Raw genomic sequence first — 26994 nt, 5'->3', positions numbered from 1 at the left:
GCATGACGTCCTCCAACTCCCAGTCCATGAAGCCGGCAACCGTTGCCAAGAAACTCGGCATCTACCTGCCCGCGACACCCCAGGAGTTCCAGGATTCGTCCATCTCCCGTGAAGAATTCGCAGAACTTCAGGCCAACCCGCCGGAGTGGCTGGTGGAGCTGCGCCGCAACGGCCCGCACCCGCGCCCGGTAGTCGCGCACAAGCTCAACATCTCCATCAGTGGCCTCGCCCGCGGCGGCGTTGAGGATGCACTCACGACGGCGGAAATCACCGAGCTGCTGCAGGCACCGCCGCAGTGGCTGGTCACCGAGCGAGCCACGCATGCTGCAGTACGTTCCGAAGCGCAGCGCGTCAAGGATGAAGCCGCCAAGAAGGCCGCCACGAAGGAAGCCCGGGACAACGCTGCTGCAAAGCGCGATGCTCCGAAGACTTCAAAGCGCGACCACGCGTAAGTTTTAGCGTGTTGTGGCCGGGATCAACGGATCCCGGCCACAACTGTTTAAGGCTCAGTCCTGGTGGAGTGGGGCTCAGTCCTGGTGGAGCTGGATGAAGTTGCCGCAGCCGTCGTCGAACACTGCACTGACCCCCGAGGGATCCTCGGACGGTTCGCCCTGGAACTTCACACCGGCGGCGAGCAGACGCTCATACTCTGCCTGGACATCGGGCACTCCGAAGGTGATGGCAGCCAGGCCGGACTCATGCAGGGCATTCATGTAGTTGGACGCGATGGGGTTGTCACTGGGTTCCAGCAGGAGCCCCGGCGAAGTGCTGTTCTCCGCGCCCGGGTCCTTGATGATGAACAGGTTGTACTCGGGCATGGCCATCAGGGTCTCGAAGCCCAGCGTTTCCGTGTAAAAGACGTGGGCTGCTGCGGGGTCCTTGACGTGGATGCTGCACATTTTCAGTCTCATGGTGCCTAGGCTACGCCCCGGGTCAGACAATCTGATCCCCACAAAGACCCTCGCGCCCACGAACGCACTGGCGCATACTGGGTTCAAAGCAGCGTATTCGCCTGGAGGTGGTCCGATGCCCGCCATGATGCTCCTGTGGGGTGTAGCTCTGGTTCTCGCAACCGCAGCAACCACATATGTCCTGCACAGGAAACTGACCCACGGCCGGGGCCCGGAGCCGGACGGCCTCTTCTGGGATGTCTTTGGCGGGCTGGTGGTGGTGACGCCCGCCATCATCGTCCCTGCCGTGCACTGGGCTCCGGCCGGGCTCATCATGGTTTTCGTCGGCGTCGCTACTGCGGCAGGAACACTGCTGGGCATCCGCAAAGTGGAGCGTATCCACGCAGCTGAGCCCCGGCGTCGTGCCGGTTTTTTGGACGACGCCGCACGCCACCGGAACCTCATGGAGCAATGGCAGAGGTATGAGCTCGATCCCGCGCGGACCATCGATTTCCCCGCCATGACGGACGTCAGGACTGCCGAAACAGCGGCGCTAACACGGGCCATGCGGGAGGCCGAGTACTGCAGGGTGACGGCCGGGACCGACTACCGCGCCGCCGTCGAGCGCCTCGCCGACGCCCTCAGGGAAGCTGAACGCGCAGCCGGAGTCCCAACCCCCACACCGAGCTGAACCTACAGAACCTTGCCCTTGAAGAACTCGGGACGCAGGCGGTACATCACCAGCATCACCACCACACCGAGCAAGATCACGCCCATGCCCAGCACGAACACCAGGCCCACGCCGCCCACGGATGAGCCCGAGCCGTACTCCGGGTCCATGGAGTCCATGGCCGTCTTGACGAACATGACCAGCAGGATCACACCGCCCAGCAACGGGGCCAGGAACTTGAAGAAGAACGCGCGGACACTGCTGAACGCTGATGCCCGGAAGAACCAAACACATGCCAGCGCCGTGATGCCGTAGTAGAAGCAGATCATCATGCCCAGGGCCGTGATGGTGTCCCACAGCGCGTTCTCGGACACCGTCCGGGTAATCACGTAAAAGCCAGCAGCAGCGATCGCAGCGGCGATGGTCGCGAAACTGGGCGACTTGTAGGTGGGGCTGATCTTGCCGAACTTGGGAGAGATAGCGCGGTAGTGGCCCATGGCCAGCATGGTGCGGGCCGGTGAAACAAACGTGGACTGCAGGGACGCCGCGGAGCTGCTCAGGATGGCCAAAGACATCAGAATTGCGAACGGACCCATGACCGGGCCGGCAAGCACGGCGAAAATGCTGGACTGGTTCTCCGGGTTGCCGGCACCCAGTCCCGTCTCGCCAACACCGGCGAAGGACAGGGTAGCCAAGGCAACTGTCATGTATATGATCACAATGACCAGCACAGTGATGGTGGCGGCGCGGCCGGGAGTCTTCTCCGGGTTCTTGGTTTCCTCGTTCATGGTCAGCGTGACGTCCCAGCCCCAGTAAATGAAGATCGAGAGGGACACACCAGCGGCAAACTGTGAGAACGAATCCACGGCGAAGGGGTTGAACCAGTCGGGCGAAATGGCGGTGGCGTCGAAGGCCGTGCCATTGGCAACATGCGCGAATGCGGAGACCGCGAACCAGCCCAACACCAGCAACTGGAAGGCCACCAGCACGTACTGCACGCCCTTGGTGGTTTCCATGCCGCGGTAGGAAATCCAGCACGCCAACGCGATGAACACCAGCGTGGTGGCGATGTTCAGGGGCAGGATCTTGCTGAGCTCCCCCAAGGCCGGGTTACTGAAAATCTGCGCCAGCATCAGGTAGAAGAAGTCCACGGCCACCGCGGCAAGGTTGGATAGCACGATGATGGTGGCCGCGATCAGCCCCCAGCCACCCATCCAACCGATCCACGGACCAAAGGCGCGGGTGGCCCACGTGAAGGAAGTTCCGGCGTCGGGCATTGCGTTGTTAAGTTCGCGGTAACCGAGCGCCACCAGCAGCATGGGGATGAAGCCCACCAGGAAGATGGCGGGCAGATGCACGCCAACCTCGGACACGGTGGGGCCAAGGGCCGCGGTAAGGGTATAGGCGGGGGCGATGCAGGAGACACCGATCACGACGGCGCCGATCAGGCCCACCGATCCGGCTTTCAGTCCCTTTTCACTCAGGGACGTCTCTTTCGACTGGACCGTCTTTGGTGCAGTTGACATGGGGTTTTGCCTCTCAGGCGATTGCTAGGAGCTTTGTCGCGTGTAGTCGCGGGGTACCACGATCATGGGAACGGGCAGGGCACGCAGGATCCGGTTGGCGGTGCTGCCCAGGAAGGTGGCCCGGTGCTGGGCCAGGCGGCTGGAGCCGATCAGCAGGATTTCGCCGTCTTCCCAGTCGAGCCGGTCAACGGCTTCTTCGACGGTGCGGCCTTGCGCCACCACGATCTCGGGCTCCGGCAGCTGCGAACCTGCCGGGGAACCGTCGACGGCGGCAATTCGGTCAGCGGCATGCATCCACGCCGCGTCGAGCAGCTGAGGCGAGTCACCGCCGTCGAGAGCCAATAAGGAAACAAGCCGCAGCGGAAGGCCACGGTCCCGAGCGGACTCGACTGCGACGTCGAGCAGTTCGTCAGCACCCGGCCGCGTTCCAAAACCGCAGCTCAGGCGTGTGAGGGGCTCCGTGCGCTGGTATCCGTGAGGTGCCAAGGCCACCGGAACCGGCGACGAATGGAGCAGCGAACTGGCTACCGAGCCGATGGTGAACCGCTTGAGCAGGCCACCGTTGGTAGCTCCGATAACCAAGACCGCAGCGTTCATCTCCACGGCAGCGTCGATCAGCGTTTGCGCTTCGGAGTCGCCGCGGCGGATGTGTGCCCGGGCGGTGACGTCGGCCGGAACCAGTGCGAGGCCTTCGTCCAACCAGCGCTGCGCTTGCTCGTTGAGGATGTCGTTGTAGCCGGTCTCAGGCGGGTACACAGCGTTGAACGGGGAATCTTCCGGGATCACCAGGACCAGGTCCAGGCTGACATCGTGGTTCCGGGCCAACGCAACGGCAAGGTGAACGGCGTCGTGCCCCCTCGCGTTGGCGGTGTAACCCACTACGTAGCGCATGGTGGTCCTTTCAGTGCTTAAACAGTGGAGCCGGCAGGCCGGGGAATGAATGGTGCTCCCCCGGCCTGCCGGTGCGGTTTCACAGTGGTTAGACAGCTACCGAAGCCAGCTTGTTGGCTTCGACAATACGGGCCGCTGTTGCCTGGCCCATGCGGACTGCGCCGTCAACGTGCTGGTAGCCCTCGGCTGCGAGGTCTGACGAGGACCAGTAGATCGGTCCAACGTTGGCGTGCTGGTCCTTGCCGTAGCGGTGCAGGCCGCCGAGGTCGTAGCTGGAAGCGTACGCGCCGCGGGTCCACTCTTCGGAGCCCCAATCGGACTCGTAGTAGACCTCAGGGGTCAGTGCCTTGTCGCCAAGGAAACCGGCGATGGATTCGAGGATCGCTTTCTTGCGGTCTTCAGCGCTGAGCTCGAACACGGCGTCGGCCTTTTCGTCGGACACGAAGCCCACCAAGGTGCCGCGGGTGTCGCCGTGGTTGGTGTTGTCGTAGACCTCCTGGACCAGTGCACCGGCGCTGAAGCCCGTGCCGGAGAGTCCTTCTTCGCGCCAGAACGGGGTGTCGTACACGGCGTGAACCTTGATGACCAGGCCAAGCGACTGGTGCTGGTGCATCTGGTGCTGGCGGCGCGGGAGCGGGGGCTCGAACGAGACGCGGGAGTACAGGTTGGGCGGCACGGCCATGATCACGAAGCGGGCGTTGACCGTTGCCTGCTCGGACACGACAGTTACGTTGCCCTCGTCCCACTTGATGGTGCGGACCGGGCTGTTAAGTACGACGTCGTCACCCAGCTCTGCTGCCTGCAGCAGCGAAACCTGCTGCATGCCGCCGATGACCCGCTTGTCGAGGATGAAGTCCTCATCCGTGAGGTGGCTGAAGGAGCCTGCCGAGGCGGCCATGAGGACTGCCTGCAGTGCGGAGAAAGCGTGGGCGGGCTTGGTGAGCATGCCACCGGCGATGAAGAGGCCGATGTTGTTGCAGGCTTCCTCGTCGCTGGAGTTCTGGCGGAGCCAGTGGTGGAAGGAGATGGTGTCCAGCTCGCGAGCTTTAGGGTGGGCCCAGGGCTCGGTGGGGCCGATCTCGGCAGCAAGTTCGTCCAGGATGGCTACGAGCTTGTCCATCTCGGCCTTGGTGGTTTCGTTGACCGGGAACGTGTCGCCGGTGTACTGGGTGCGCTTGCCGTCGGCGCCGATGTAGACGGACTCTCCGTCGCGGTAGCGCGAGTACATTTTCAGTCCGAGCTCGTCCAGCAGCTCCATGAGGACCGTCTGGTCCGGGGAAACCCACTGGCCGCCAATTTCCAGCATTGCGCCGTCAATGGTGTCGGTCCAGGTGCGGCCGCCCACGCGGTCGCGTGCTTCGAGCACTGCGACGCTGAGTCCGGCCTTCTTCAATTCGCGTGCCGCCGTCAGCCCTGACGGTCCGGCGCCGACGATCACAACGTCGCGATCAAGATTCTGCATGTTGTCCTCTCCGTGGCCGTCCGTGGTGGCTGACCAATAAATGAATGTCATTCATTTATCTCCATAGTAGCGCTGGAGACGTCCAGTGTGAAGGCCCGATGGAATAATGCTTGAGACACAGGCAGCAGAAAGGCCTCCGATGCCCGCACCAACGCCCGCCCCTCCCGCGGTTCCCGCGCGCCGCCGTGCCGGCAGACCCACTGCTGCGGTCCTGGACCAGGACGGCATTACGACGGCGGCCCTTGAATTGATCAGCACCAAGGGTTACGACGGACTCACCATGGCGGCCCTTGCTCGTTCCTTGGGCGTGGCGCCTTCCGCCCTGTACAACCATGTCGCCTCCAAAGATGACGTCCTTCTGCTGGTGGAAGACCATCTGGCTGCGATGGTGGACGTCTCCGCTTTTGGGGTGGAGCCGTGGGATGCCGCTGTGCGCCGCTGGGCTTGGTCCTACCGCGACGTTTTCTCGGAGCATACGCCGCTGATCCCCGTGATTGCAGTGCTTCCTGTGGCAAACGCCCCCAAAACCCTCGCGATGTACGAGGCCGTGACCGCCGGATTCCGCGACGCCGGGTTCCCGGAGGAGAAAATCATCTCCGCGATCGTCGCCATTGAGGCGTTTGTCTTCGGGGCCGCTTACGACGTCACCGCACCGGAGGACATCTTCGACGCCGGCAACCTCGCCGAGCAGGTCCCCAACTTCACGGCCGCTGTGGACCGGTTGGCTCTTGAACGGCATGAGCGTCCCACCGATGTTGCCTTTAGTCTGGGGCTTGAAGCGCTGATCACGGGATTCGGAGCGCTGCGGGCGTAGCTTCGCAGGTTGGACGCCCGCTTTCGGGAAGACTGGCCCCATGACTGACGCCTTCGCCTGCCTCTCGTCGCCCTTATCCTTGCAAGTGCCGCCCTCTCACGGCCGACAGCTACGAGGATGAAATCAAACGTGTGGCAAGGGAAGCCCTCAAGGTTATTCTGAACGATCCTCGAATCGGATACGGGTCGTTCTCGATGGGTGTTTTCAGCCCCGATAAAACGATCAACATTGGCCCTTCCGATCTGGGATGTCAGGGAACGGGATCCACGGACAGACTCCGGGGGTGCGTCCTGTAGCTGGACCTGCCAACACTGCTGGACCTCGCCACCACAACCCCCAACTCTTGTAGTACAAGTTCAATACTTGTATCCTAAGTGACAGGCAAGGATGCCGCACATCTTAGGAGAACCATGAGCACCGTAGATCTCATTCGCCACGTCAAACTATCCACGGCACGTTTGCCCCTCACCGTCCCCATCAGCGATGCCAAGGTCTTCACCGGCAGGCAGAAGCCCATGACCGAGGTGGTGTTCCTGTTTGCCGAGATCACCACAGAGCAAGGGCACAGTGGCCTTGGCTTCAGTTACTCCAAGCGCGCTGGCGGCCCCGCGCAGTATGCCCACGCCAAGGAAGTTGCAGAAGGCATCATCGGCGAGGACCCCAACGACATCGGGAAGATCTACACCAAGCTCCTCTGGGCGGGCGCCTCGGTTGGCCGCTCCGGCGTAGCAACACAGGCTCTGGCCGCAATAGACATCGCACTCTATGACCTCAAAGCCAAGCGCGCCGGTCTCCCCCTGGCCAAGTTGCTGGGTTCCTACCGCGACTCGGTTCAGACTTACAACACCTCCGGCGGCTTCCTCAACGCCACCCTGGACGAGGTCAAGGAACGCGCCACACGCTCCCTTGATGAGGGTATTGGCGGCATCAAGATCAAGGTGGGCCTGCCCGACTCCAAGGAAGACCTGCGCCGTGTGGCCGGGGTCCGCGAGCACATTGGCTGGGACGTCCCGCTCATGGTGGACGCCAACCAGCAATGGGACCGGGCCACCGCGTTGCGCATGGGCCGGCAGCTGGAGGAATTCAACCTGATCTGGATCGAAGAGCCGCTGGACGCCTATGACTTCGAAGGCCACGCGCACCTGGCACAGGTCCTGGACACGCCCATCGCCACAGGTGAGATGCTCGCTTCCGTCGCAGAACACAAGGGCCTCATTAACGCCAACAGCTGCGACATCATCCAGCCGGATGCCCCCCGCGTTGGCGGCATCACTCAATTCCTGAGGCTCGCAGCGTTGGCGGATGAACGCGGGCTGGGCCTGGCACCGCACTTCGCCATGGAAATCCACCTCCATCTGGCCGCAGCGTACCCCCGCGAGCCGTGGGTGGAGCACTTCGACTGGCTGGACCCGCTGTTCGAGGAGCGCCTGGAAACCAAGAACGGCCGCATGATCGTTCCGGACCGCCCCGGGCTTGGCGTCACCCTCAGCAATCAGGCACGCGTGTGGACCACCGAATCCGTGGAATTCGGCGCGTAATCTTGAACCCATGAGCCGAAACCTGACCGCGGATCTCGCCGCCGACCTTCGCAACCGCATCGTCGACGGCGCCATTCAGCCAGGGGAGAAGCTTCCCAGCGAAAACACGCTCATCAGCGAGTTCGGAGTGAGCAGGACCGTGGTCAGGTCCGCCCTGACCCGCTTGCAGGCTGAGGGGCTAGTGGAAACCGAACGTGGGCGGGGCAGCTTCGCACTGACCCCGCCGGCCGACGGACCCGTTCCTGCGCCGGGGACACGTGCCGTTGGCAGCGTGGAGGAGCGGCTGCAGATGCTCGACTTCCGGATCGGCGTCGAGACTGAAGCCGCAGCACTGGCCGCGAAGAACCACACAGAACGGCAGCTCAAGGCCGTGCACGGCGCCCTGGAGCAGTTCACCGCGAGCTCAGGCCACCCTGCTCACTCCATGAAGGCCGACTTCGAGTTCCACCGCGCAGTCGCCGCCGCCACGGGCAACCCCTTCTATACGGACTGCATCTCGGCACTGGGCCAAACCATGATCACCATGCCGCGCCCGCGCCTGGTCGCAGGTGATGAGGAGGATTCGCGCAGCCGCTTCGAACAAGTGGTGCATGAGCACTCCTCTATATACGCAGCAATTTCGGAGGGCGATCCCCTGGCTGCCGCAGCCGCCATGCGCCTTCACCTGAGCAATTCACGACGCCGGTTCACGGGTTCAGCGCGCAGCTGACAGTCCGCAGGGACCCGGGATCGCGCTGGGGGAACAGGTGAGCCCCGCCCCCGACGAATCCCTTCCCGGCAGATCCCGGGCTTGCGCGAATCCCCCGCCGCACAACGGGAAGGAGAGCGCACAAGGGCGGCAAATGAAGGCGGACAAAACAAAAAGAGCCCCAGTCCTAAGACCGGGGCTCTTTCAATTGCGTGCGCGAGGGGGGATTTGAACCCCCACACCCTTTCGGATACTGGCACCTGAAGCCAGCGCGTCTGCCGTTCCGCCACTCGCGCGCAACTTCTTTTTCCAGAGTTCGGCTGGTCTCCCAGCTTCGTTTCCTTCAAAAGCAGCGAGATCAAGCATAACGGACATCCTGAGGAAAACACCAATCGGCGAGTGGGAGGGGCCTCCTATCAACCCGGAAGAGCCCCGGGTTCAGGTGAATCGGACTAAAATTTCTGCCCCCGCCTCCCGCGCCAGCATGGGGTTGAAACGAACTTTTCCGGGTCGCAAGGCGTTGTGGATTAAGGCCATTCCCAGTCAGTCCCAGTAGTATCGGGAAGTGGAAGGGCCGTCAGGCGCGTACTTCGCTGTGTGCGCGGACGGAGCAATTGACGGACTATCGGACCAGGCACAATGGGTGCCGCGGCAAGGAAAGGAGAAGGACCATGGGTTTGCTGGACAAAGTCGAGCGTGGCATTGAAAAGGCCGTCCGTAACGTCTTCTCCACGGGGTCGCGGGCACGTGTTGAACCGGTGGAGATTGCCAGCAAGCTGAGGCGCGAGTTGGACAACAAGTCCATCACCATCGCTGCCGGGCGAACGCTGGCTCCCAACGTTTTTGATGTCCTGCTCAGTGATGAGGACTTTGCCCGGGCCCAGGAATGGGGAACCCCCTTGGCGGAGGAACTGTGCGACGTCGTGATCCAGCACGTCCGCAGCCAGGGCTACACACTCCAAGGCGCGGTCCGCATTTCGTTCCGTCGCAATGACGAAGAGCGTGCCGGACATTTCGAGATCGCTTCCCGGACCGAGAAATCGTCCGGTGATGCTCCGCAAGCACCACCAGCTCCCCGGTCCAATGTTCCGGCGGCACCGGCACGGCAACCCACCCGCCTCCAGCCGGTGCTGGACATAGGTGGCCAGCGCTATTCCCTCAATGCACGGTCAGTGGTCTTGGGCCGCTCCTCGGAAGCCGACATCCTGGTGGATGACACCGGCGTTTCACGGAAGCACCTTGAGATCCGCACTGAGAATGGCAGCACTTGGGCCGTTGATCTCGGCTCCACCAACGGCAGTTACGTTAACGGACATAAAGTGAACGGCAGCGTAGAGCTCACAGACGGCTCAACCATCACGATGGGACGTACCAAGATCATTTTCCGCCTCCTCCCCCAAACCCCGGGTGGCCACGCGTGAACGACATCAGCGAACTGACAATCACAGCGCTTCGCTTCGGCTTCCTTCTTCTGTTGTGGGTTCTGATTTTCAGCATCGTCACCACCATGCGCCGCGACTTCCAGATCGGCCGCAAGGCAGTTACTGGAGTCCCCACGGCACGCGAAGTCCGGAAGCACCCGGAACTTGCGGCATCGCCACCACCGGCAATCCAGCACGCACGCACGCTGGTGGTCACTGAGGGGCCGCTCAAGGGCACCACGGTTCCCCTGGCTGCAAGCCCCATCTTGCTGGGCCGCGCGCAGGAAGCCACTCTTGTCCTTGAGGACGATTACGCCTCCGGCCGGCACGCGCGACTCTTTCCGCAGGGCAGCCGCTGGTTCATCGAGGACCTGGGCTCCACCAACGGCACCTACCTGGCCGATCAACAGCTCACCCGCGCCTTGCCGGTTGAGCTTGGCGTCCCCGTGAGAATCGGCAAGACGGTCATTGAATTGAGGCCGTAGTCCATGGCCTCCCCCGAGACCCCCAAAGGCCAGGAAAAGCCTGCGGAGCGCCCGCTGATCATGCGCTACGCCGCTCGTTCCGACGTCGGACGGATCCGCTCCAAGAATGACGACTCCGCATATGTGGGCCGTCATCTTGCTGTGGTGGCCGACGGCATGGGCGGTCACGCCGGCGGCGATGTAGCTTCCGCTTCAACGGTTCTGGACATGATCCACCTTGATCATGACGATTATCCGGAGGGCGCGGACACCGTCCTGGCCGACGAGATCCAGACCGCCAATTCCCTTCTTTCCGAGCTGGTGCACCAGAACCCCAAGCTTTCGGGCATGGGCACCACCGTTACCGCCCTGCTTCTGGAGGGCCGCAAACTTCACTTCGCCCACATTGGTGACTCGCGCGCCTACCGTCTGCGCAACAAGAAGTTTGAGCAGGTCAGCATTGACCACACGTTCGTGCAGCGGCTCATTGACGAGGGCCGGCTCCGCCCGGAGGAAGCCGAAACACACCCGCACAAGAACGTCCTGATGCGCGTCCTCGGCGACGTCGACGCCAGCCCTGAACTGGATCTGGACGTCCTGGATGTTGAGCCCGGCGAACGCTGGCTGCTCTGCTCCGATGGGCTCAACTACGTAGCAGGCCACGTGGTGGAACGCATGGTCCGTGAGACCAAGGACCTGCGCGAATGTGCTGAAATCCTGGTAGACCTAACGCTGGAAGCAGGCGCCCCGGACAACGTCACCGTAGTGATGTTGGAGATTGCGGAGGAGACCGACGACGACGTCAACACGGCCGCCGTCGACGTCGTTCCGGCAGCGGCGCTTGCCGCAGCAGACGAGCCCGAGACAGTCACAGCCACCAAGTCCGCCGATGACGTAGCCGCGGACAAGGGAGCAGAGCACAGCACAGCCGAGTCTAAGGCTAAAGCGGCGCGCCAGGCCGATGCTGGCTCGTCTTTCAGTTCCGGGGATCCGGACCGCAAACAAGACGGCGCTGAGGATGCATCCTCTGATGAGTCCACGGAACCGCCTGCCACCACCGACCCCCATCTAGGTGAGCACTTATCTGCGGAAGTGCTGCGCGAGGAATTGGCCAGCAGGCCCCACGAACTTGTAGGTGCAGCAGCAACTGCTGCTGAAACAGGCTCCATTCCGACTGTTGCCGGCCGCACTGTGGCGCGGAGGGCAGCAACCGTCCTTACGCATAAGGCTGAGCAGGACCGTGTTGACGTGGAAGAGCCGCCCCGTCAACGCGGGCGTTGGTTGATGCCTGCAGTCGCGGCCGTGGTTGTGCTGGGGGTAGTTGTGGGCCTGTGGCTCGGCTATGCCTGGACGCAGACACGCTATTACGTGGGCGAATACGATCAGCGGGTCGCCATTTTCAACGGGATCTCCCAGCGGCTCGGCCCCATTCAGCTTTCCCGGCTGGAAGCAGTTACCGATATCAGGGTGGATTCATTGCCGGAATACGGCCAACAGAGCGTACGCCAGACCGTACCTGCGGGTGATCTGGACGGTGCACAGGACATTGTTGAGAACCTGCGGAGCACCGGAAGCGCTTCCGCCAACTGCCCAAGCCCTTCACCCACGGCTACCGCCACAGCGTCGGCAACTGCTACGCCGGCTCCCACCGCCTCTGTGCCTATTCCCAGTACGGCTGCAGTTGGTACCCCCACTCCTTCGCCCGCTCCGACTCCCTGTGAGGCGGCTAAATGATTCAGACTGAGACAGCCCCCAAACCCCGCCGCAACGTAGAGCTGGTGCTGATTGTCCTGGCCCTTTCCGTTGGAATCGGTGCCAGCGCCTTGGTGAGCATCAACTCAGAAGTCGGGCTGGACAGCGATTTCTGGTTCCAGTCCAGCCTCTTGGCGGTTGCAGCATTCGCATTCCACATTGTCCTGCGACTCCGTGCGAAGTATGCGGATCCGGTAATACTTCCTATAGTGGTAGCGCTTAACGGGCTCGGCCTGGCCTTGATTCACCGGATGGACGGTCCCGCGGACGACACTGGCAACAACCAGCTCCGTTGGACACTCATTGCCATGGCAGTCTCCATTGCCGTGATCTGGTTCCTCAAGGATCACCGGATCCTGCGCCGTTTCACCTATATCTCCTTGGCGGTCAGTGCTTTCCTGCTGGTCCTTCCTTTGATCCCGGGAATCTCGGCGGGCGAAATCCTAGGTGCCCGCGTGTGGATCCGGGTGGGACCCATGACGTTCCAGCCCGGTGAAATCGCCAAGATTACCCTGGCCATATTCTTCGCAGGGTATCTTTCCTCCAACAGGGATCTCATCCTCTTGGCGGGGCGGAAGATCGGGCCCATGCAGTTCCCGCGGTTCAAGGACCTGGGGCCCATGATCACCGCCTGGCTGGTGAGCATTGGCGTGCTCGTGTTCCAGCGCGACCTCGGATCCTCCATCCTCTTCTTCGGCCTGTTCATCGTGATGATTTACGTGGCCACCAGCCGGATCTCCTGGGTGGTCATTGGCCTGCTCCTTATTCTGGGCGGCGGCTTCATCGCCTCCCAGATCTTCTCCCACGTTGCCTTCCGGATCGATAGCTGGATCAATGCCTTCACGCCGGAGGTCTTCGGCAGGTCTCCTGGCGGTAGCGGGCAGATCGTGGAGGGCTTGTTCGGCATGGCCGACGGCGGGCTGGTTGGTACCGGCCTCGGCGAAGGCAGGCCGGACCTGGTGCCTTTCGCCAACAGCGACATGATTGTGGCCCTCATTGGTGAAGAGCTCGGCTTGATTGGCCTCTTCGCCGTGGTGATGCTTTACATGCTGCTCTTTACCCGTGGCTTCCGCGCAGCTTTGGGTACCCGGGATGCTTTTGGAAAGCTCCTTGCCTGCGGCTTGTCCTTTGCCATCGCCCTGCAGTGCTTCGTAGTGATTGGTGGCGTCACACGGCTCATCCCGTTGACCGGCCTCACCACTCCGTTCCTCGCTGCCGGCGGTTCTTCGCTTCTGGCCAACTGGATCATCGTTGGCCTGCTGCTCATGATTTCCAACACGGCCCGTGGCCCGGTGGACACCACCCCCATGGTCAACAAACCGCCGGCAAGCAGCAGCACGCCGGACACCCGTAAACCGGCAACAGGACAGACACCCAGCGCACCAACAGAGGCGGTGAAGCAACAATGAACCAGGCTATTCGCAGCAGCTGGATGGCTGCCGTCGCCATGTTCGCGTTGATCTTCGGCGCCATCAGTTACGTTCAGGTGATTGGCGCCGATGACCTCAATGCCAACCCCTGGAACCAGCGCGCAGTGTTGGCGTCCTTCTGCAACGAGCGCGGCTCCATCATTGTGGCCGGCAAGCCCGTGGTTGAGTCGGTGCCCGGAACTGAGTCCTGCGCCTTCCAGCGCAAGTACAACCAGCCGGAGCTGTACGCAGGAATCACGGGATACTTCTCCAAGTTCTTCGGCTCCAGTGGCCTGGAACAGTCCATGGGCGAAACCCTGGCAGGTAATTCCGATCAGCTGTTCCTGGATCGCATGAGTCAGATGTTCCTTGGTAAGGAGCCCAAGGGCGCCTCCGTGGAATTGACCTTGGACCCTGCCCTCCAGCAGTTGGCCATGGACCTCATTCCTGAAGGCCAGCGAGGCTCCATTGTGGTGACCAACCCCAAGACGGGTGCCATCCTGGCCATGGCTTCCAAGCCGACGTACGATCCCAACCTGATTGCCACCCATGACAAAACCACGGCAGACGCGAATTACGCTCAGCTGCTGGAGATTCCCGGCATCAATCTCAACCAAAGCGTCAGCGGTCCCACGGGCAACCTGCTCTCTCCCGGCTCGGTGTTCAAACTGATTGACACCGCTGCTGCGTTGAACTCAGGCAAGTACAACAAGGACAGTGAGCTGCCCAACCCCAGCAGCCTGCCTTTGCCCGGATCAAGTGCCAGCTTGCCCAACTACGCCGGCGGTAACTGCAACGTCCGCGAGACGGCGTCGTTCGCCTTTGCCTTGGAGCAGTCGTGCAACACGCCCTTTGCGAGCATCGCACTTGACCTCGGCCAGGACGCCATTCGGGAACAGGCTCAAAAATTTGGTTTCGGGCAGGACTTCGGAAATCAGCTCAACCTTCCGTCTGCCACCAGCGTCTTCCCGGAAGACCTGGACCAGGCGCAGTTGGCCCAGTCCTCTGTGGGTCAGCGCGACGTCAAGGCCACGCCGCTTCAGATCAACACGATGACGGCGGCCATCGCCAACGGTGGGGTACAGATGAAACCCAACCTGGTTGAGGCCGTCCGCGCGCCGGATCTCCGCGTCATCAATGAGCCCAAGCCTGAGACGCTCCGCACCAGCACCACGCAGCCCATCGCAAACCAGATCACTGAGTGGATGACCAGTGCTGTGGACAATGGCATTGCCAGGGGTGCAGCCGTTCCCGGCGTCAAGGTGGCCGGTAAAACGGGCACCGCCGAGCTCGGCGATTCAGGTTTGAACAATTCATGGTTTACCGGGTTCGCCCCGGCAAACGACCCACAAGTAGCCGTCACCATTGTCATGGAGAGTGTGGACGTGCTAACCGGGGCCCAGCTAACCAGTCCGAACGCAAAGAAGATTTTTGAGGCGGTGTTGAATAAGTGAGGCCTACTTCGGGAATCACACTCGGCGGCAGGTTCCAGCTGACCAGTCGCATTGCGATTGGCGGCATGGGCGAGGTCTGGAAGGCCAAGGACCAGATCCTTGGCCGGATCGTTGCCATCAAGGTGCTCAAGGAGGAATACACGGGTGACCCCGGTTTCCTCCAGCGCTTCCGTGCCGAGGCGCGTCACACCGCCCTCCTCAACCACGTGGGCATCGCCAACGTCTTCGATTACGGCGAGGAAGCCGGTTCGGCTTATCTGGTGATGGAACTTGTGCCCGGGCACCCGCTGAGCGGCATCCTCGAGCGCGAGCAGGTGCTGTCGCCGGACATGACGCTCTCCATCATTTCCCAGACAGCACGCGCTTTGGCCGTTGCACACGCGCAGGGTCTGGTCCACCGCGATATCAAGCCGGGAAACCTGCTGATCACTCCGGACAACCGCGTCAAGGTCACCGACTTCGGGATCGCCCGCCTGGCTGACCAGGTTCCGCTGACTCAGACCGGCCAGGTGATGGGCACCGCCCAGTACTTGGCCCCCGAGCAGGCAACCGGCCAGACGGCCACAGGCTCTTCGGACATCTACTCCCTGGGTGTCATCGGCTACGAATGCCTCACGGGGCACCGTCCGTTCTCGGGCGAATCGCAGATTGCCATTGCCCTGGCCCAGGTCAATGATGCACCGCCGCCCCTTCCGGAGACACTGCCTACTCCGGTTCGTGCCCTGCTGATGTCCATGCTGGCCAAGGATCCCAAGAACCGCCCGGCCAACGCCATCAAGCTGGCCGAAGCCGCGGAAGCAATCCGCAATGGTGACATTGCCACCGCTCACGCCGCCGTACCCGGCATGCTGCTGTTCGAATCCACTACCGGACCCATCACGGCACCGGTGGACACCGCAACGGCTCCCACCGGCGTCGTCACCTCGCCTTACGGCAAGGAGCAGTCGACGACGGCGACCTCCGCACTTCCAGTTCTGGGCGCCGGCGCTGCCGGAGCTGCTGTTGGCGCCGCCGCAGCGTCTTCGGACAACCCTCTGACGCGTGCGAACGCGCTGGAGGCTGAGCGTCAGCTCAACGACGACGAAGTGGTTTACACCGAAGAAGATAACTTTGACGACGCAGAGCCGGAGCGCAAGAAGCGCAGCCCATGGACCTGGCCCCTTGTTGCACTGATCCTGCTGGTCCTGTTCGCGTTGGTTGGGTTCTTGATCTCGCAGTCGGGATTCTTCTCCCCGAGCCCGGCACCCAGTGAGTCCACCACCACCAGCACCAGCCGGAGTGCCAGCCCTACCTCTACCTCGGCTACTCCCACGCCCAGGCCCACGGAGACAAGCGAAGCGCCGCAGCCCACTCAGTCGCAGCCCCAGAAGATCAACGTCATCCCGGAGCAGTACCAGGGCCAGCCTTTCCAGACGGTCAGTGGGCAGCTTCGCGCGTTGGGTCTTGGTGTGAACGGTCAGGAAGTCTTCGATGCCACGGCTCCCGCGGGAATCGTCATCAGCCTGAACCCCACAGGTCCCGTGGACCCGGGGCAAACCATCACCGTGACCTACTCCAAGGGCCCGGAATTGGTGGCTGTACCCGGCATTGCGCCAGGAGTGGACGAAGCCCAGGTTCGGCAAGCCATTGAAGGAGCCGGACTGCAGTGGGTAGCTGGAGAACCCGTTAACGGCGCCATTGGCCAGCAGCCGGGAACGTTTGTCCGTTCCTCGCCTGCAGCCGGAACCCAGGTAGCAGCTGGCTCAACAGTCACGTACTACCTGTCCAAGGCTCTGGTGCCCACCGAGCCTGAAACCACCAGGCCCACGCCCAGCGGCTCCGGCAGCCCGAGAAGCTAAGTTAAGCCATGTCAACGCCACGTCCAGGTCCTGCGCACCGAGAGGAGAGCACACCTGTGTCCTCCCAGCGCATCCTCAACTCCCGCTATGAACTTGGCGAGTTGATCGGTCGTGGCGGCATGGCGGACGTCTACAGGGGCACGGACACCCTGCTGGGACGGACCATCGCCGTGAAGGTTCTGCGCGCAGACCTCGCACGCGATCCCCAATTCCAGGCCCGCTTCAAACGTGAGGCCCAGGCTGTCGCGGCGTTGAACCACCCATCCATCGTGGCCATCTTCGACACCGGGGAGTACTCGGTTCCGGGAGGCCCTGGCGAGGACGTGCGCGTCCCGTACATCGTGATGGAGTACGTGGCCGGACGAACCCTGCGGGACATGATCAAGGCCAACGAGCTTGATGTAGAGAGCTCCGTCGGATTCACCCTGGGTGTTCTGGGTGCTCTTGAGTACAGCCACCGAGCAGGCATCGTCCACCGCGATATCAAACCGGCCAATGTGATGGTCTGTGCCGATACCGGGGACGTGAAGGTCATGGACTTCGGCATTGCCCGTGCCATGGCCGATTCCGCGGCCACCATGACTCAGACCCAGGCCGTGGTGGGAACTGCCCAATACCTTTCGCCGGAGCAAGCCCGGGGCGAAACGGTGGATGCGCGCAGCGACCTCTACTCAGCTGGTTGCCTGCTGTTCGAGCTGTTGACCAGCCGTCCACCGTTCGTCGGCGACAGCCCCGTATCAGTGGCCTACCAGCACGTTCGTGAGACCCCGGATCTGGCCAGTGCGCACAACCCGGAGGTCTCTGAAGCGCTGGACTCGGTTCTGGTAAAGGCGCTGCAGAAGAGCCGCACGGACCGTTTCCAGGACGCTGCCGCCTTCCGCCGTGCCCTCCGTGCAGCCAGCAACGGCATCCCAGTACCCGCCGTAGCAGCCAGCGAAGCCCCCACGGACCCCAACGACCTCGTGGAACCGGAAGACCCGGCAACCGAACTCTTGAGCACCACGGCCGTGGGCTTCCTTGACGCTGATCAGTTTAAAGACGAACCCGTTGAGCACCCCCAGGAAGAACCCCTTCCCTTGGGCCTCCCACCGGAACGTGAGCTGCCGGCCAACCAGAAGTCCCGGCGTCGTGCTTGGGTTGCCACTCTGGTGATCTTCACCATTTTTGTGCTGGCAGGCGGCGGCTTCTGGCTTTACAGCCTCATGAACATGCAACCGCCGCCGCCCGCGAAGATCGCGGTGCCGTCAGTGACCAACATGTCCGAAAGCCAGGCGCTTCAGGAACTGTACTCGGCCAAACTCAAGCCCAAGTCCGTCCGTGAGCCCAGCGATACCGTGGCAAAGGACATGACCATTGGCACATCGCCCATTACCGGGGCGTTGCTGGAACAAGATGCTGAAGTTGTCCTCAAGATATCCAGCGGGCCAAGCTCAGTATCCATTCCAGCGGACATTGCCGGCCGTACTGAGCCCGATGCACGTGAAGCTTTGCGCAGGCTCGGCATCACCGGAGAAATCGTGACTGTCCTGACCCACAGTCCCACCGTCCCTGCGAATGTAGTGATCAGCACGGCCCCCGCGCCCGGTGGGGCGATTGCTGTGGAAAGCAAAGTGGAACTGCAGGTCTCCACCGGCAAGGTCCTCATGCCCCAGCTGATCGCTTTGCCGGTGATGGAAGCGGAAGCCGCGCTCAAGGCCAACGGCCTCACCATCTCAATTGTGGAGCAGGAGAACTCGCAAGTTGCTGCGGGCACTGTGACGGCTCAGAGCGATGCTTTCAACACTGAGGTGGCTCAGGGCAAGGTCATCACCGTTACCGTAGCCAAGGCCCCGGCTCCTCCGCCCACACCTACTCCCACGCCAACGCCTACGGAGACTGAGAATCCGACGCCGAAGCCCACGCCAACCAAAAAGTAACGGCGTCTGCGTCTGCCGCGTCCGCTGACCTCCGCGTGCTCGCTCGTTCCTCGCTTAGACGCACGCTTCCGGTCACCGGCCCGCGACCGACGCCCGTTGCTTTGGCTACTGCTTGATCAGCGGGCTCAACTTCGAGGCTCGTTCGGCCGCGCCGGTCATGCCCAGGGATTCCAACCAGTTGCCCAGCATCTGATATCCGCCTTCAGTGAGCACCGATTCCGGGTGGAACTGGACGCCGCACAGGGGTGCTGTCTTGTGCTGCAGGCCCATCACTACGCCGTTGGTGGTCTCGGCGGTGATTTCCAGAACGTCCGGGATCGAGTCGCGGACCGCTGCGAGGGAGTGGTAGCGCGTAGCAGTGACGGGCGATGGCAGGCCTGCGAAGACGCTCTTGCCTTCGTGGCTGACCGGCGAGGTCTTTCCATGCATGAGTTCCGGCGCGTGAGTGACAACTCCGCCATAGGCCTCGGCAAGCGCCTGATGCCCAAGGCAGACACCAAACATGGGCTTGGCGGCCTCGCCACACCACTTGATGAGCTCTATGCAGACGCCGGCCTCAGCCGGAGTACCCGGGCCGGGGGAGACCAGGACGCCGTCCCGGCTCGCTGCGAGTTCCATCGCCTCGGCAAGGGTTACGTCGTCGTTGCGGACAACCGTCGTCTCGGCGCCAAGTTCCTGGAGGTAGCCAACCAGGGTGTAGACGAAGCTGTCGTAATTATCTACTACAAGAATCTTTGTGCTCATGGCTGCTGCACTAAACCAATCGTTGAGTCGGTCAAAGTGGTGAACTGGGAAAACCACGGAAAGAGAAACTCCACCATCAATACCAGGGCGATGCCCACAAGTACCAAGGAAATCAGGATCCGTACCCACAGGGGTCCAGGTAAATTGCGGAAGATCCACGCGTACATCCGTTACCCCTTTCCGTGTGCCCGGGCTACTTGCGCGGCAATTTCCGACGGCGGCCCGGCTGAGGCGGGTTGCCAACTATCCAGCATTGAGTAGGCAATGATCCGCTCCTGCGCCCCAAATCGCGGGTTGCAACTGGTCATGGTGAGGATACTCTCCGTGGGCTGGACTCCCGCTTGGGTGGGAACGGGCATCAGAACATCCGTGCGGTCCGGGAGGACGATCTGGTTGTTGCGGAAAACGTAGGTGTAGTAACCGTCTGCCGTCTGGATGTAGATCTTGTCACCGGGAACCAGGGTGTGGATGTTGTCCAGCACGGCGCCGTGGGTTTGACGGTGGCCGGCTACCGCGAAGTTGCCCGGCGCACCAGGCATGCTGGTGCTTCCGTAGTGGCCCAGCCCCAGAGTGTCCAGAACATCCGAGCCGGTGCCTTCAATGATGGGGCGTGTGTAGTCCGGGCCGAAGCGCGGAATATACATAATCCCTATCATTCCTGCGTAGGCCGGTGCGGGAGTAACCACTGGTGGTCCGTAGTCCACGGGAGCGGCAGGTGCCGCCGGAGTGATGGGGCCCGCGAAGTCCTGAGCGAAGCTTTTGACCGCTTCCGTCTGCTTGGCGTCGGCTTCCACGTTGGTCCACCACAGCTCCCAGGCCACAAAAAGGAGGAGAACTATGCCTGCCGTAATAAGAAGTTCGCCCAGGATCTGACTGATCTTGCGGATGACATCGGAAGCCCGGAGACGCTTGCGTGGACGCAGTTCATGGCCCTGGCGGGCGGACGGCACGGCTGAAGCCGCCGTCTGCTGCTGATGCGCCACAGGGTCTCCTTGCATAGGGCGCGGGCGGCACAGGCGGGCTCCCGGTTGCGGCTAGACTTGACAGCTAGAACCACCCCGGAACGCCGTGTGGCCGTTAACCGCTGGAAATTTCCTTCCTGCAGGATATCAAGCTGGCGCAAACGGGTATTAACCGAACAGCCAGGAGGATCCGTGCCAGAGTCCAAGCCCCGCAAGCGGCCTGCCCGTCAGGCCCAGCAGACTTCCGCCGCTCAGCAGTACAAGCCCAACCCGGTTTGGTACAAGGCGGTCATGTTCGGCCTGATGATCCTCGGACTCATCTGGATCATCACTTTCTACATCACCGAGGGGCAGCTTCCCATCCGCGAGTGGGGCTCATGGAACATCGTGGCCGGCTTCGGCATTGCGATCGTCGGATTCCTCATGACCACCCGCTGGCGCTCCTAGGAATCCCGCACCTCACATTTCCGTGCCCGTAAACGTCTACAGGATATGAGCAGCCGGCACACCACCTTGGATTCCCCGTTGGGGCAGTTGACGCTGACTGCGCGCGGGGAATATCTCACGGGCATCTTCTATGAGGGCCACTGGCATATGCCACCGGCGGACTACTTCGGAGACATCACAGGTTTAGACGATCCCGTGTTTGCACAAACCCGGGCTGAGCTCAACGAGTATCTGGCTGGTCATCGGACAGCATTTGAGCTCCCGCTCGAAGCAATGGGCAACCCCTTTCAAGAGAAAGTCTGGGATCGGCTCAAAAGTATTCCGTTCGGTGAAACCGTCAGTTACGGCGAGCTGGCTGCTGAGCTGGGAGATCGTCATCTGGCGCAGGCGGTGGGGTCAGCCGTCGGACGTAATCCCATCAGCATCGTCATCCCCTGCCATCGTGTGGTGGGGGGCAACGGCCAACTCACCGGTTACGCAGGTGGGCTTCCAAACAAGCGTTTCCTCTTGGAATTGGAAGAGCCTACAGATGTGCGGGAGGGCAAGCTTTTCTGATGAAGCCCGGGCAAGCAGTCCCCAAGAAGCCATTCGAAGCAGTGGTCCGTGAACAAGGCGCAACAGTGCTTCGTGTGTGCCGTGCAATTCTCGGCGTGCATGATGCCGATGATGCCTGGTCGGATACCTTTCTGGCCGCATTGCAGGCTTACCCGGCGCTGCCTCCTGAAGCCAACGTCGAGGCATGGCTGGTGACCATCGCCCACCGGAAATGCATAGACCATGTACGGGCTGGATCCCGCCGCGCCCTTCCCGTTGACCAACCACCGGAGCAACGCTCCAGTCTGGGCATCCCCGGGGACGGTCACGAGGATTTGCTCCATGCCCTCTCAAGGCTTCCCCCCAAGCAGCGGCAGGCCGTGGCCTACCACTACCTTGGCGGTCTTCCTTATAAGGACGTTGCAGCCTTGTTGGGCGGTACCGCAGACGCTGCCCGTCGCGCCGCAGCCGACGGCGTAAAAGCTCTCCGCTCCGCTCTTTTCATCCATCCGTCGCTGGCTCATACCTCCTCGAAAGGGGACATCTTATGACGCTTGAACTCAGCCCCGATCACGCAGAGGTTGTTTCACTCCTGCACCCTTTGGACGCCGGACTTGAGCCGGCCATTGCCAGCCTTCATGCCCGTTTGGCACGCGACGCCCAGCTCACTCACACCCTGGACATCGCGTACAGGATCGTAGACTCCCCGCTGGGGAAGCTACTCTTGGCAGCTACGGACCGTGGAATAGTCCGCGTAGCCTTCGAGCTGGAAGACCACGACGCCGTTCTGCAGTTTCTGGCCAACACCGTGAGTCCCCGCATTCTTCAGGCTCCGGCCCGCCTGGATGACGCCGCCCGCGAACTCGAGGAGTACTTTGCGGGCACCAGGACGGAGTTCGATCTCACGCTGGATTTCCGGCTGTCCCGTGGATTCCGCCTCAACGTCCTGCGCCACCTGCCCCGGATTCCTTACGGCGACACAGCCAGCTACGCCCAGGTTGCCCAGGCGGCCGGCAGTCCGAATGCCGTGCGAGCCGTGGGAACTGCCTGCGCCACCAATCCTTTGCCCCTCATCGTGCCGTGCCACCGTGTAGTGAAGTCGGACGGCAACTTTGGCGGCTACCTCGGCGGAATCGAGGCTAAACGCGCCCTGCTCCGCCTTGAGGCGGCAGCATGAGCGAGGACGCACTGTTTCCGCTGGAGCTGGTAAAGCCGGAAACGCACGACGCCGGTCCTCGCCTGGTAGCGCCCGGCGCCGTCCACATTCCCGGCTGGCTCACTGTGGAGCAGCAGCGATGGATCGTGGCGCGCTTTGGCGAATGGACACAAGGGCCGGTTCCCTTACGCGCAGCTACTCTTCCGGGTGGACACCAGATGTCGGTACGGACCGTTTGCCTCGGTTGGCACTGGCAGCCTTACCGCTATACACGGGAAGCCACCGACGTCAACGGCCGTCCTGTGCTCGATTTCCCGGACTGGATGGTGCGCTTGGGGCGGAAGGCGGTGGAAGCCGCCTATGTCTCTGGCGGGGAAATTGATGAATCCCTGAGCGCCTTGGCCACCGATTACACGCCCGACGCCGCGCTGGTGAACTTTTATGATGACGGCGCCGCCATGGGCATGCACCAGGATAAGGACGAGCGCTCCAACGCACCTGTGGTTTCGCTGAGCATCGGTGAAACGTGCCTTTTTCGCTTTGGCAATACGCAGACGCGGACCAAGCCATACAAGGACGTTGAACTTCGCTCCGGAGACCTCTTCGTCTTTGGAGGCCCGTCCAGGTTCGCTTATCACGGCATCCCCAAAGTCTTCCCGGACACGGCACCGGATGGGTGCGGGCTCTCACGGGGGCGGATCAACATCACCATGCGGGTCACCGGATTATCCTGACGCCCGGCGTCTGGCGTCCGTTCAAGAAAATGTCCGAGGCACCGGGCAGAATATTGCAGGAAGCAGAATTACCATCTGGTTCTTGAATGGGCCAGCCCCAGAGGAGCACGCATGACCCCGGATAGTGGCACGATCGTCGGTGAGGACGGCCTGGCCCGTCCGTTGTGGGCGTCCTCAGATCCCCTCATGCAGGCTTACTACGACCATGAGTGGGGAATGCCTGTCCGCGATGAGCAGGGCATGTATGAGCGCATCAGTCTCGAAGCGTTTCAAGCTGGTTTGTCCTGGGCCACCATTCTTCGGAAACGGGATGCCTTCCGGCGGGCATTCGTGGACTTCCATCCGGAGTGTGTCGCCGCCTTCACCGAGGCGGATGTAGAGCGGCTCATGCTCGACGCCGGAATCGTGCGCAACCGGCTAAAGATCAAAGCCGCCATCACCAACGCCAAGGCCACCATTGCTTTACGTGAGGAAGGCGGGCTGGTGGGCTTCGTCTGGTCATTCCAGCCCCAAACCACCCCCATGCCAACCTCCATGGCGGAGATACCAACCAGCTCCCCTGAGTCAGTTGCACTATCCAAAGCCCTGAGGAAGAAGGGCTTCGCTTTCGTGGGACCCACCACCATGTATGCCCTTATGGAAGCTGTAGGCATCATCGATACCCACCTGATGGACAGCCACAGGCGGGGCACCTCAGGAGTCTGGACCTAAGCTGCCGCACTCGCGGCTGGACCGCTCTCACTCCACAGACCTTGTCCACAGAAGTGCGTAACTTTATCCACAACCGTGGATAACTTCTGTGGACATCCACGTACTTGCCCGCAACATCGCTGTCAGTCCAGTGATTTAGCTCTGCTGTCGTGGCCATTCCACTTATACCCACTGTGTGTTGTGCTGTGGATAGTTCGCCAAGCTTCACCCAATGTTCAGCACTGCAGGATTGTCGCCTTCGCCGAAGCACATTTTTAAAGGGTGGTGGGCGGTCTTCCACAGCTTCCCCTGTTGTTGATGGCAGGCCCGCCTGGTGGAGAGTTACCCACTTAACAACAACCGCCCCTGTGGAAGTTATCCACAGGTGGGGATAAGGTTGTGGGTTTCGAGGTAGCAATCCCCGGCTTGCAGGGCAATTTGGACCCCCTCTGGGGTCTGAACTACATCTGTGTAAGTTATTAACACTGTTGATAAGCCTGTTGATATTCGGCTCTCCACAGCGTCATTAACAGGATTGTCCACAACTGCTCCAGAAGTGGCTCTCTTATCCACACTTCCACGCAACAAGGGGACAAAGTTATCCACAGCTGTTGAGAAACCCATGCCTTTCGGGGGATATCTTCCGGTTTCGCGGGTCCACAGAGGGCTTTTGCGGATAACTACAACCCTGTAAGTTACACACACTGTGGATAACCGTTGTGGATAAGTGGGGAAAAGTGCGCGCCGTCAAACAGGTGCCAGTACACGTCGAGGTCCCAACACACTGCGAGGTCCCAGTACGGTGGTGCCATGAAGAGCGACTTCAAAAAGCTGATTCCCACCTTTAGCGCGCAGCACGGCAAGTTCTCGCTGGTGACGGTTCCTCCCCTGCAGTTCCTCATGATCGATGGGCACGGGGACCCCAACGAAGCCCAGTCCTACAAAGACGCTCTAGCCACGCTGTACCCGGTGGCCTACACCTTGAAGTTCCTGAGTAAGCGCGAGCTTGGGAAGGATTACACCGTGATGCCGCTTGAGGCGCTGTGGTGGTCCGATGACATGGAGTCATTCACCAGTGCCAGGGACAAGTCCCGCTGGGACTGGACGGTGCTGAACATGGTCCCCGAGTGGATTACGGGGGACCATGTGGAAACGGCAAAGGAAGCTGTGGGGAAGAAGGGGGAGAGCCCGCTCTTGGAGACTCTTCGCCTGGAACCACTTGAGGAAGGCCTCAGCGTCCAGACGCTGCATGTGGGTCCCTATGACCATGAGGGGCCGGTGCTGGAGGAGATGCACAGCAGGTTCATCCCGGAGCAGGCCTTGGATATGACTGGCAAGCACCACGAGATTTACCTCAGTGATCCCCGCCGTACCGCACCGGAGAAGCTCAAAACAATTCTGCGGCAGCCGGTCATCAGGCTCGGGTAGGCCAGCTAAATGGGGTCTTCCTGAAGGCAGGCTAGCCTGAAGTGACCCGGAACCAGGTAACCACGGCCAACAGCCCGGCTACCAGAATCAGCCCACCTGCTTGCATCAACGCCTGGTTCTTGCCCCGTGGAGCATATGCAATCGCAGCAGCAGCCAGGCCGCCCGTGATCAGGCCACCAAGGTGTGCCTGCCAGGCAATGCTTGGAACAAAGAAACCGATGGCACCGTTGATGGCGATCAAGACCCACAGTTGCTTGGTCTCTCCGCCCCTATGACGCTGCACAACAAGCATGGCACCGAAGAGGCCGAAGATGGCGCCGGAAGCACCTACCACGCCCACCAAGGGCCGGTCCGGGGTGAGCAGCAGGAAGCCCACTGAGCCACCGACTGCGGAGATAAGGTACACAGCGAGGAAGCGGATACGCCCGAGCAAAGGCTCAAGGGCCTGTCCGAAGATCCACAGCGTGTACATGTTCAGGACTATGTGGAGCAGGAATCCTTGGGAGTGCAGGAACGCTGACGTCAGCATGCGCCAAGGCTGGTTCTCTGCGAAGACGTTCGCGAACGCGAAATTCTGGAAAACCGCGTCCCCCGGCAGCAACCACTGAAGAGCGTAGACGAGTGCACACAGGCCGATGATCACGTACGTCACCAAAGGCCGGCCCACTGCCAAGGCTCCGCCGTAAGGGGACTTGTATGCCGGCGTCGTACGTTTTTGTTCGTTGACGCAGTCAACACATTGGAATCCGACGGCTGCCGTCCGCTGGCACTCAGGGCACGCAGGGCGCCCACAGCGCTGGCAGCGCACATAGGAGGGCCTGTCCGGGTGCCGTGGGCACACCGGAATATCAGCGGACGGCTCTGCCGACGGAATTCCGTAACTCATGAGCTCTGGTTCAGCGTGTGATTAGAGCTGTTCGATGTCGATGCTGTTGATGACAACATCCTCAACCGGGCGGTCGCCCATGCCGGTGCGGACGGACTCGATGGCGTCCACAACCTTGCGGGATTCCTCATCCGTTACTTCGCCGAAGATGCTGTGCTTGCCGAACAGCCAATCGGTGTTGACGGTGGTGATGAAGAACTGTGACCCGTTGGTGCCCTTGCCCATCTGGATGCCGGCGTTGGCCATTGCAAGCTTGTACGGAGCGTTGAAGGTCAGTTCCGGGTGGATTTCGTCATCAAACTGGTAGCCCGGGCCACCCACGCCGCGTCCCAGGGGATCGCCTGCCTGGATCATGAAGTCTTTGATGATCCGGTGGAAAATGGTGCCGTTGTACAGGGGGGTGCCGGTCTTGTCTTCGCCGGTTTCCGGGTGGTTCCAGGACTTTTCGCCCGTGGCCAGGCCAATGAAGTTGGCGACCGTCTTGGGGGCGTGGTTGCCGAAGAGGTCAACCTTGATGTCGCCGAGGCTCGTGTGGATCGTTGCTTTTGCGGTTGCGATGGTCATGGCCCCATTCTTCCATGCAGGGTCAACGCCCGTCCGGCTGTAAAGCCGGTTCCGCGCTCGGTGAAATCCTGGACGATCTCGGACAGAGGAATAGCCGGTGTTCCACAAGCGACGTA

The 26994-nt window shown here is 61.7% G+C and carries 27 protein-coding genes and 1 tRNA gene; 19 read left to right on the top strand and 9 right to left on the bottom strand.

The genetic code is table 11. From position 1 onward, the window contains the following. The first annotated feature begins 2 nt into the window (after positions 1-2). Complete coding sequence (locus tag ABI796_RS00210; protein ID WP_141282903.1) at positions 3-452, top strand: DUF5997 family protein; 450 nt, start codon at positions 3-5, stop codon at positions 450-452. Between the two features lie 75 nt (positions 453-527). Here the strand turns inward: ABI796_RS00210 and ABI796_RS00205 are convergent, their stop codons facing one another. Further along, complete coding sequence (locus tag ABI796_RS00205; RefSeq protein WP_062072296.1) at positions 528-911, bottom strand: VOC family protein; 384 nt, start codon at positions 909-911, stop codon at positions 528-530. Positions 912-1026: 115 nt separating this feature from the next. Here ABI796_RS00205 and ABI796_RS00200 point away from each other — a divergent pair, with 115 nt between their 5' ends. After that, complete coding sequence (locus ABI796_RS00200; RefSeq protein WP_141282905.1) at positions 1027-1581, top strand: hypothetical protein; 555 nt, start codon at positions 1027-1029, stop codon at positions 1579-1581. Between the two features lie 2 nt (positions 1582-1583). Here ABI796_RS00200 and ABI796_RS00195 read toward each other — a convergent pair whose 3' ends face one another. From ABI796_RS00195 to ABI796_RS00185, 3 genes are all read right to left on the bottom strand, one after another. Continuing rightward, on the bottom strand, positions 1584-3086 hold the full coding sequence (locus ABI796_RS00195) for an APC family permease (protein WP_141282907.1): 1503 nt from the start codon (positions 3084-3086) through the stop codon (positions 1584-1586). 24 nt (positions 3087-3110) lie between these two features. Next, positions 3111-3977 carry a universal stress protein gene (locus ABI796_RS00190; RefSeq protein WP_141282909.1) on the bottom strand — a complete coding sequence of 289 codons (867 nt, stop codon included), beginning with the start codon at positions 3975-3977 and terminating at the stop codon, positions 3111-3113. Between the two features lie 88 nt (positions 3978-4065). Further along, positions 4066-5439 carry a flavin monoamine oxidase family protein gene (locus tag ABI796_RS00185; RefSeq protein WP_141283001.1) on the bottom strand — a complete coding sequence of 458 codons (1374 nt, stop codon included), beginning with the start codon at positions 5437-5439 and terminating at the stop codon, positions 4066-4068. A 106-nt stretch (positions 5440-5545) separates the two neighbouring features. Between ABI796_RS00185 and ABI796_RS00180 the strand changes: the two genes are divergently transcribed. From ABI796_RS00180 to ABI796_RS00170, 3 genes are all read left to right on the top strand, one after another. After that, positions 5546-6253: a TetR/AcrR family transcriptional regulator gene (locus tag ABI796_RS00180; protein WP_141282912.1), complete on the top strand. Its 708-nt coding sequence runs from the start codon at positions 5546-5548 to the stop codon at positions 6251-6253. Positions 6254-6663: 410 nt separating this feature from the next. Then, entirely contained in the window at positions 6664-7791 is a 1128-nt protein-coding gene (locus ABI796_RS00175) for an L-talarate/galactarate dehydratase (protein WP_141282914.1), read from the top strand. 10 nt (positions 7792-7801) lie between these two features. Further along, positions 7802-8500: a FadR/GntR family transcriptional regulator gene (locus tag ABI796_RS00170; protein ID WP_141282915.1), complete on the top strand. Its 699-nt coding sequence runs from the start codon at positions 7802-7804 to the stop codon at positions 8498-8500. A 192-nt stretch (positions 8501-8692) separates the two neighbouring features. On the opposite strand, the gene ABI796_RS00165 is transcribed toward ABI796_RS00170, so the two are convergent. Next, a tRNA-Leu gene (locus ABI796_RS00165) sits at positions 8693-8775 on the bottom strand. Positions 8776-9150: 375 nt separating this feature from the next. Here ABI796_RS00165 and ABI796_RS00160 point away from each other — a divergent pair. From ABI796_RS00160 to pknB, 7 genes are read left to right on the top strand one after another with little or no spacing between them, the layout of a single operon-like run. Then, positions 9151-9900, top strand: coding sequence for a DUF3662 and FHA domain-containing protein (locus tag ABI796_RS00160; RefSeq protein WP_141282917.1), 750 nt, complete (start codon positions 9151-9153; stop codon positions 9898-9900). A 5-nt stretch (positions 9901-9905) separates the two neighbouring features. Further along, the gene (locus tag ABI796_RS00155; protein ID WP_024818875.1) at positions 9906-10385 is read left to right on the top strand and encodes an FHA domain-containing protein; all 480 of its coding nucleotides are present in this window, start codon (positions 9906-9908) and stop codon (positions 10383-10385) included. 3 nt (positions 10386-10388) lie between these two features. After that, on the top strand, positions 10389-12098 hold the full coding sequence (locus ABI796_RS00150) for a PP2C family serine/threonine-protein phosphatase (protein WP_141282919.1): 1710 nt from the start codon (positions 10389-10391) through the stop codon (positions 12096-12098). Further along, the gene (locus ABI796_RS00145; protein ID WP_141282921.1) at positions 12095-13525 is read left to right on the top strand and encodes an FtsW/RodA/SpoVE family cell cycle protein; all 1431 of its coding nucleotides are present in this window, start codon (positions 12095-12097) and stop codon (positions 13523-13525) included. The genes ABI796_RS00150 and ABI796_RS00145 overlap by 4 nt, the downstream gene beginning before the upstream one ends. Beyond that, positions 13522-14979, top strand: coding sequence for a peptidoglycan D,D-transpeptidase FtsI family protein (locus ABI796_RS00140; RefSeq protein ID WP_141282923.1), 1458 nt, complete (start codon positions 13522-13524; stop codon positions 14977-14979). Before ABI796_RS00145 ends, ABI796_RS00140 begins: the two co-directional genes overlap by 4 nt. After that, complete coding sequence (locus tag ABI796_RS00135; protein ID WP_141282925.1) at positions 14976-16817, top strand: protein kinase domain-containing protein; 1842 nt, start codon at positions 14976-14978, stop codon at positions 16815-16817. The genes ABI796_RS00140 and ABI796_RS00135 overlap by 4 nt, the downstream gene beginning before the upstream one ends. A gap of 8 nt (positions 16818-16825) precedes the next feature. Further along, positions 16826-18733: a Stk1 family PASTA domain-containing Ser/Thr kinase gene (gene pknB / locus ABI796_RS00130; RefSeq protein ID WP_141282927.1), complete on the top strand. Its 1908-nt coding sequence runs from the start codon at positions 16826-16828 to the stop codon at positions 18731-18733. Between the two features lie 105 nt (positions 18734-18838). Here pknB and ABI796_RS00125 read toward each other — a convergent pair whose 3' ends face one another. Continuing rightward, on the bottom strand, positions 18839-19477 hold the full coding sequence (locus ABI796_RS00125; protein ID WP_141282929.1) for an aminodeoxychorismate/anthranilate synthase component II: 639 nt from the start codon (positions 19475-19477) through the stop codon (positions 18839-18841). Positions 19478-19647: 170 nt separating this feature from the next. Continuing rightward, positions 19648-20475, bottom strand: coding sequence for a class E sortase (locus tag ABI796_RS00120; RefSeq protein WP_141282931.1), 828 nt, complete (start codon positions 20473-20475; stop codon positions 19648-19650). A 156-nt stretch (positions 20476-20631) separates the two neighbouring features. Between ABI796_RS00120 and ABI796_RS00115 the strand changes: the two genes are divergently transcribed. The 7 genes from ABI796_RS00115 to ABI796_RS00085 all read left to right on the top strand — a co-directional run bounded on the left by ABI796_RS00115 (position 20632) and on the right by ABI796_RS00085 (position 25428). Continuing rightward, on the top strand, positions 20632-20886 hold the full coding sequence (locus ABI796_RS00115; protein ID WP_141282933.1) for a cell division protein CrgA: 255 nt from the start codon (positions 20632-20634) through the stop codon (positions 20884-20886). A 45-nt stretch (positions 20887-20931) separates the two neighbouring features. After that, positions 20932-21441, top strand: coding sequence for a methylated-DNA--[protein]-cysteine S-methyltransferase (locus ABI796_RS00110; protein WP_141282935.1), 510 nt, complete (start codon positions 20932-20934; stop codon positions 21439-21441). After that, a complete protein-coding gene (locus ABI796_RS00105; RefSeq protein ID WP_141282936.1) occupies positions 21441-21971 on the top strand; it encodes an RNA polymerase sigma factor in 531 nt (176 codons plus the stop codon). Before ABI796_RS00110 ends, ABI796_RS00105 begins: the two co-directional genes overlap by 1 nt. Beyond that, the gene (locus ABI796_RS00100; protein ID WP_141282937.1) at positions 21968-22597 is read left to right on the top strand and encodes a methylated-DNA--[protein]-cysteine S-methyltransferase; all 630 of its coding nucleotides are present in this window, start codon (positions 21968-21970) and stop codon (positions 22595-22597) included. The genes ABI796_RS00105 and ABI796_RS00100 overlap by 4 nt, the downstream gene beginning before the upstream one ends. Continuing rightward, positions 22594-23310 (top strand): alpha-ketoglutarate-dependent dioxygenase AlkB, encoded by a 717-nt coding sequence (locus ABI796_RS00095; protein WP_141282938.1) that lies wholly within the window; start codon positions 22594-22596, stop codon positions 23308-23310. The genes ABI796_RS00100 and ABI796_RS00095 overlap by 4 nt, the downstream gene beginning before the upstream one ends. A 111-nt stretch (positions 23311-23421) precedes the next feature. Next, positions 23422-24021: a DNA-3-methyladenine glycosylase I gene (locus ABI796_RS00090; protein WP_141282939.1), complete on the top strand. Its 600-nt coding sequence runs from the start codon at positions 23422-23424 to the stop codon at positions 24019-24021. A 789-nt stretch (positions 24022-24810) separates the two neighbouring features. Beyond that, entirely contained in the window at positions 24811-25428 is a 618-nt protein-coding gene (locus ABI796_RS00085) for a GyrI-like domain-containing protein (RefSeq protein ID WP_141282940.1), read from the top strand. Between the two features lie 31 nt (positions 25429-25459). On the opposite strand, the gene ABI796_RS00080 is transcribed toward ABI796_RS00085, so the two are convergent. Beyond that, positions 25460-26314: a rhomboid family intramembrane serine protease gene (locus tag ABI796_RS00080; RefSeq protein ID WP_141282941.1), complete on the bottom strand. Its 855-nt coding sequence runs from the start codon at positions 26312-26314 to the stop codon at positions 25460-25462. Between the two features lie 21 nt (positions 26315-26335). Next, entirely contained in the window at positions 26336-26878 is a 543-nt protein-coding gene (locus ABI796_RS00075; protein ID WP_141282942.1) for a peptidylprolyl isomerase, read from the bottom strand. Positions 26879-26994: the final 116 nt, after the last annotated feature.

Origin of the sequence: Paenarthrobacter aurescens, from assembly GCF_041549525.1 — a bacterium.
Taxonomy (GTDB): Bacteria; Actinomycetota; Actinomycetes; order Actinomycetales; family Micrococcaceae; genus Arthrobacter; species Arthrobacter aurescens.
The sequence above is the reverse complement of the archived record's forward strand: the minus strand, read 5'-3'. Positions and strand labels throughout refer to the sequence as shown.

Coding starts and splice junctions, on each gene's coding strand:
- ABI796_RS00210 (WP_141282903.1), top strand. CDS start 3: ATGACGTCCTCCAACTCCCAGTCCATGAAGCCGGCAACCGTTGCCAAG.
- ABI796_RS00205 (WP_062072296.1), bottom strand. CDS start 911: ATGAGACTGAAAATGTGCAGCATCCACGTCAAGGACCCCGCAGCAGCC.
- ABI796_RS00200 (WP_141282905.1), top strand. CDS start 1,027: ATGCCCGCCATGATGCTCCTGTGGGGTGTAGCTCTGGTTCTCGCAACC.
- ABI796_RS00195 (WP_141282907.1), bottom strand. CDS start 3,086: ATGTCAACTGCACCAAAGACGGTCCAGTCGAAAGAGACGTCCCTGAGT.
- ABI796_RS00190 (WP_141282909.1), bottom strand. CDS start 3,977: ATGCGCTACGTAGTGGGTTACACCGCCAACGCGAGGGGGCACGACGCC.
- ABI796_RS00185 (WP_141283001.1), bottom strand. CDS start 5,439: ATGCAGAATCTTGATCGCGACGTTGTGATCGTCGGCGCCGGACCGTCA.
- ABI796_RS00180 (WP_141282912.1), top strand. CDS start 5,546: ATGCTTGAGACACAGGCAGCAGAAAGGCCTCCGATGCCCGCACCAACG.
- ABI796_RS00175 (WP_141282914.1), top strand. CDS start 6,664: ATGAGCACCGTAGATCTCATTCGCCACGTCAAACTATCCACGGCACGT.
- ABI796_RS00170 (WP_141282915.1), top strand. CDS start 7,802: ATGAGCCGAAACCTGACCGCGGATCTCGCCGCCGACCTTCGCAACCGC.
- ABI796_RS00160 (WP_141282917.1), top strand. CDS start 9,151: ATGGGTTTGCTGGACAAAGTCGAGCGTGGCATTGAAAAGGCCGTCCGT.
- ABI796_RS00150 (WP_141282919.1), top strand. CDS start 10,389: ATGGCCTCCCCCGAGACCCCCAAAGGCCAGGAAAAGCCTGCGGAGCGC.
- ABI796_RS00145 (WP_141282921.1), top strand. CDS start 12,095: ATGATTCAGACTGAGACAGCCCCCAAACCCCGCCGCAACGTAGAGCTG.
- ABI796_RS00140 (WP_141282923.1), top strand. CDS start 13,522: ATGAACCAGGCTATTCGCAGCAGCTGGATGGCTGCCGTCGCCATGTTC.
- pknB (WP_141282927.1), top strand. CDS start 16,826: ATGTCAACGCCACGTCCAGGTCCTGCGCACCGAGAGGAGAGCACACCT.
- ABI796_RS00125 (WP_141282929.1), bottom strand. CDS start 19,477: ATGAGCACAAAGATTCTTGTAGTAGATAATTACGACAGCTTCGTCTAC.
- ABI796_RS00120 (WP_141282931.1), bottom strand. CDS start 20,475: ATGCAAGGAGACCCTGTGGCGCATCAGCAGCAGACGGCGGCTTCAGCC.
- ABI796_RS00110 (WP_141282935.1), top strand. CDS start 20,932: ATGAGCAGCCGGCACACCACCTTGGATTCCCCGTTGGGGCAGTTGACG.
- ABI796_RS00105 (WP_141282936.1), top strand. CDS start 21,441: ATGAAGCCCGGGCAAGCAGTCCCCAAGAAGCCATTCGAAGCAGTGGTC.
- ABI796_RS00100 (WP_141282937.1), top strand. CDS start 21,968: ATGACGCTTGAACTCAGCCCCGATCACGCAGAGGTTGTTTCACTCCTG.
- ABI796_RS00095 (WP_141282938.1), top strand. CDS start 22,594: ATGAGCGAGGACGCACTGTTTCCGCTGGAGCTGGTAAAGCCGGAAACG.
- ABI796_RS00090 (WP_141282939.1), top strand. CDS start 23,422: ATGACCCCGGATAGTGGCACGATCGTCGGTGAGGACGGCCTGGCCCGT.
- ABI796_RS00085 (WP_141282940.1), top strand. CDS start 24,811: ATGAAGAGCGACTTCAAAAAGCTGATTCCCACCTTTAGCGCGCAGCAC.
- ABI796_RS00080 (WP_141282941.1), bottom strand. CDS start 26,314: ATGAGTTACGGAATTCCGTCGGCAGAGCCGTCCGCTGATATTCCGGTG.
- ABI796_RS00075 (WP_141282942.1), bottom strand. CDS start 26,878: ATGACCATCGCAACCGCAAAAGCAACGATCCACACGAGCCTCGGCGAC.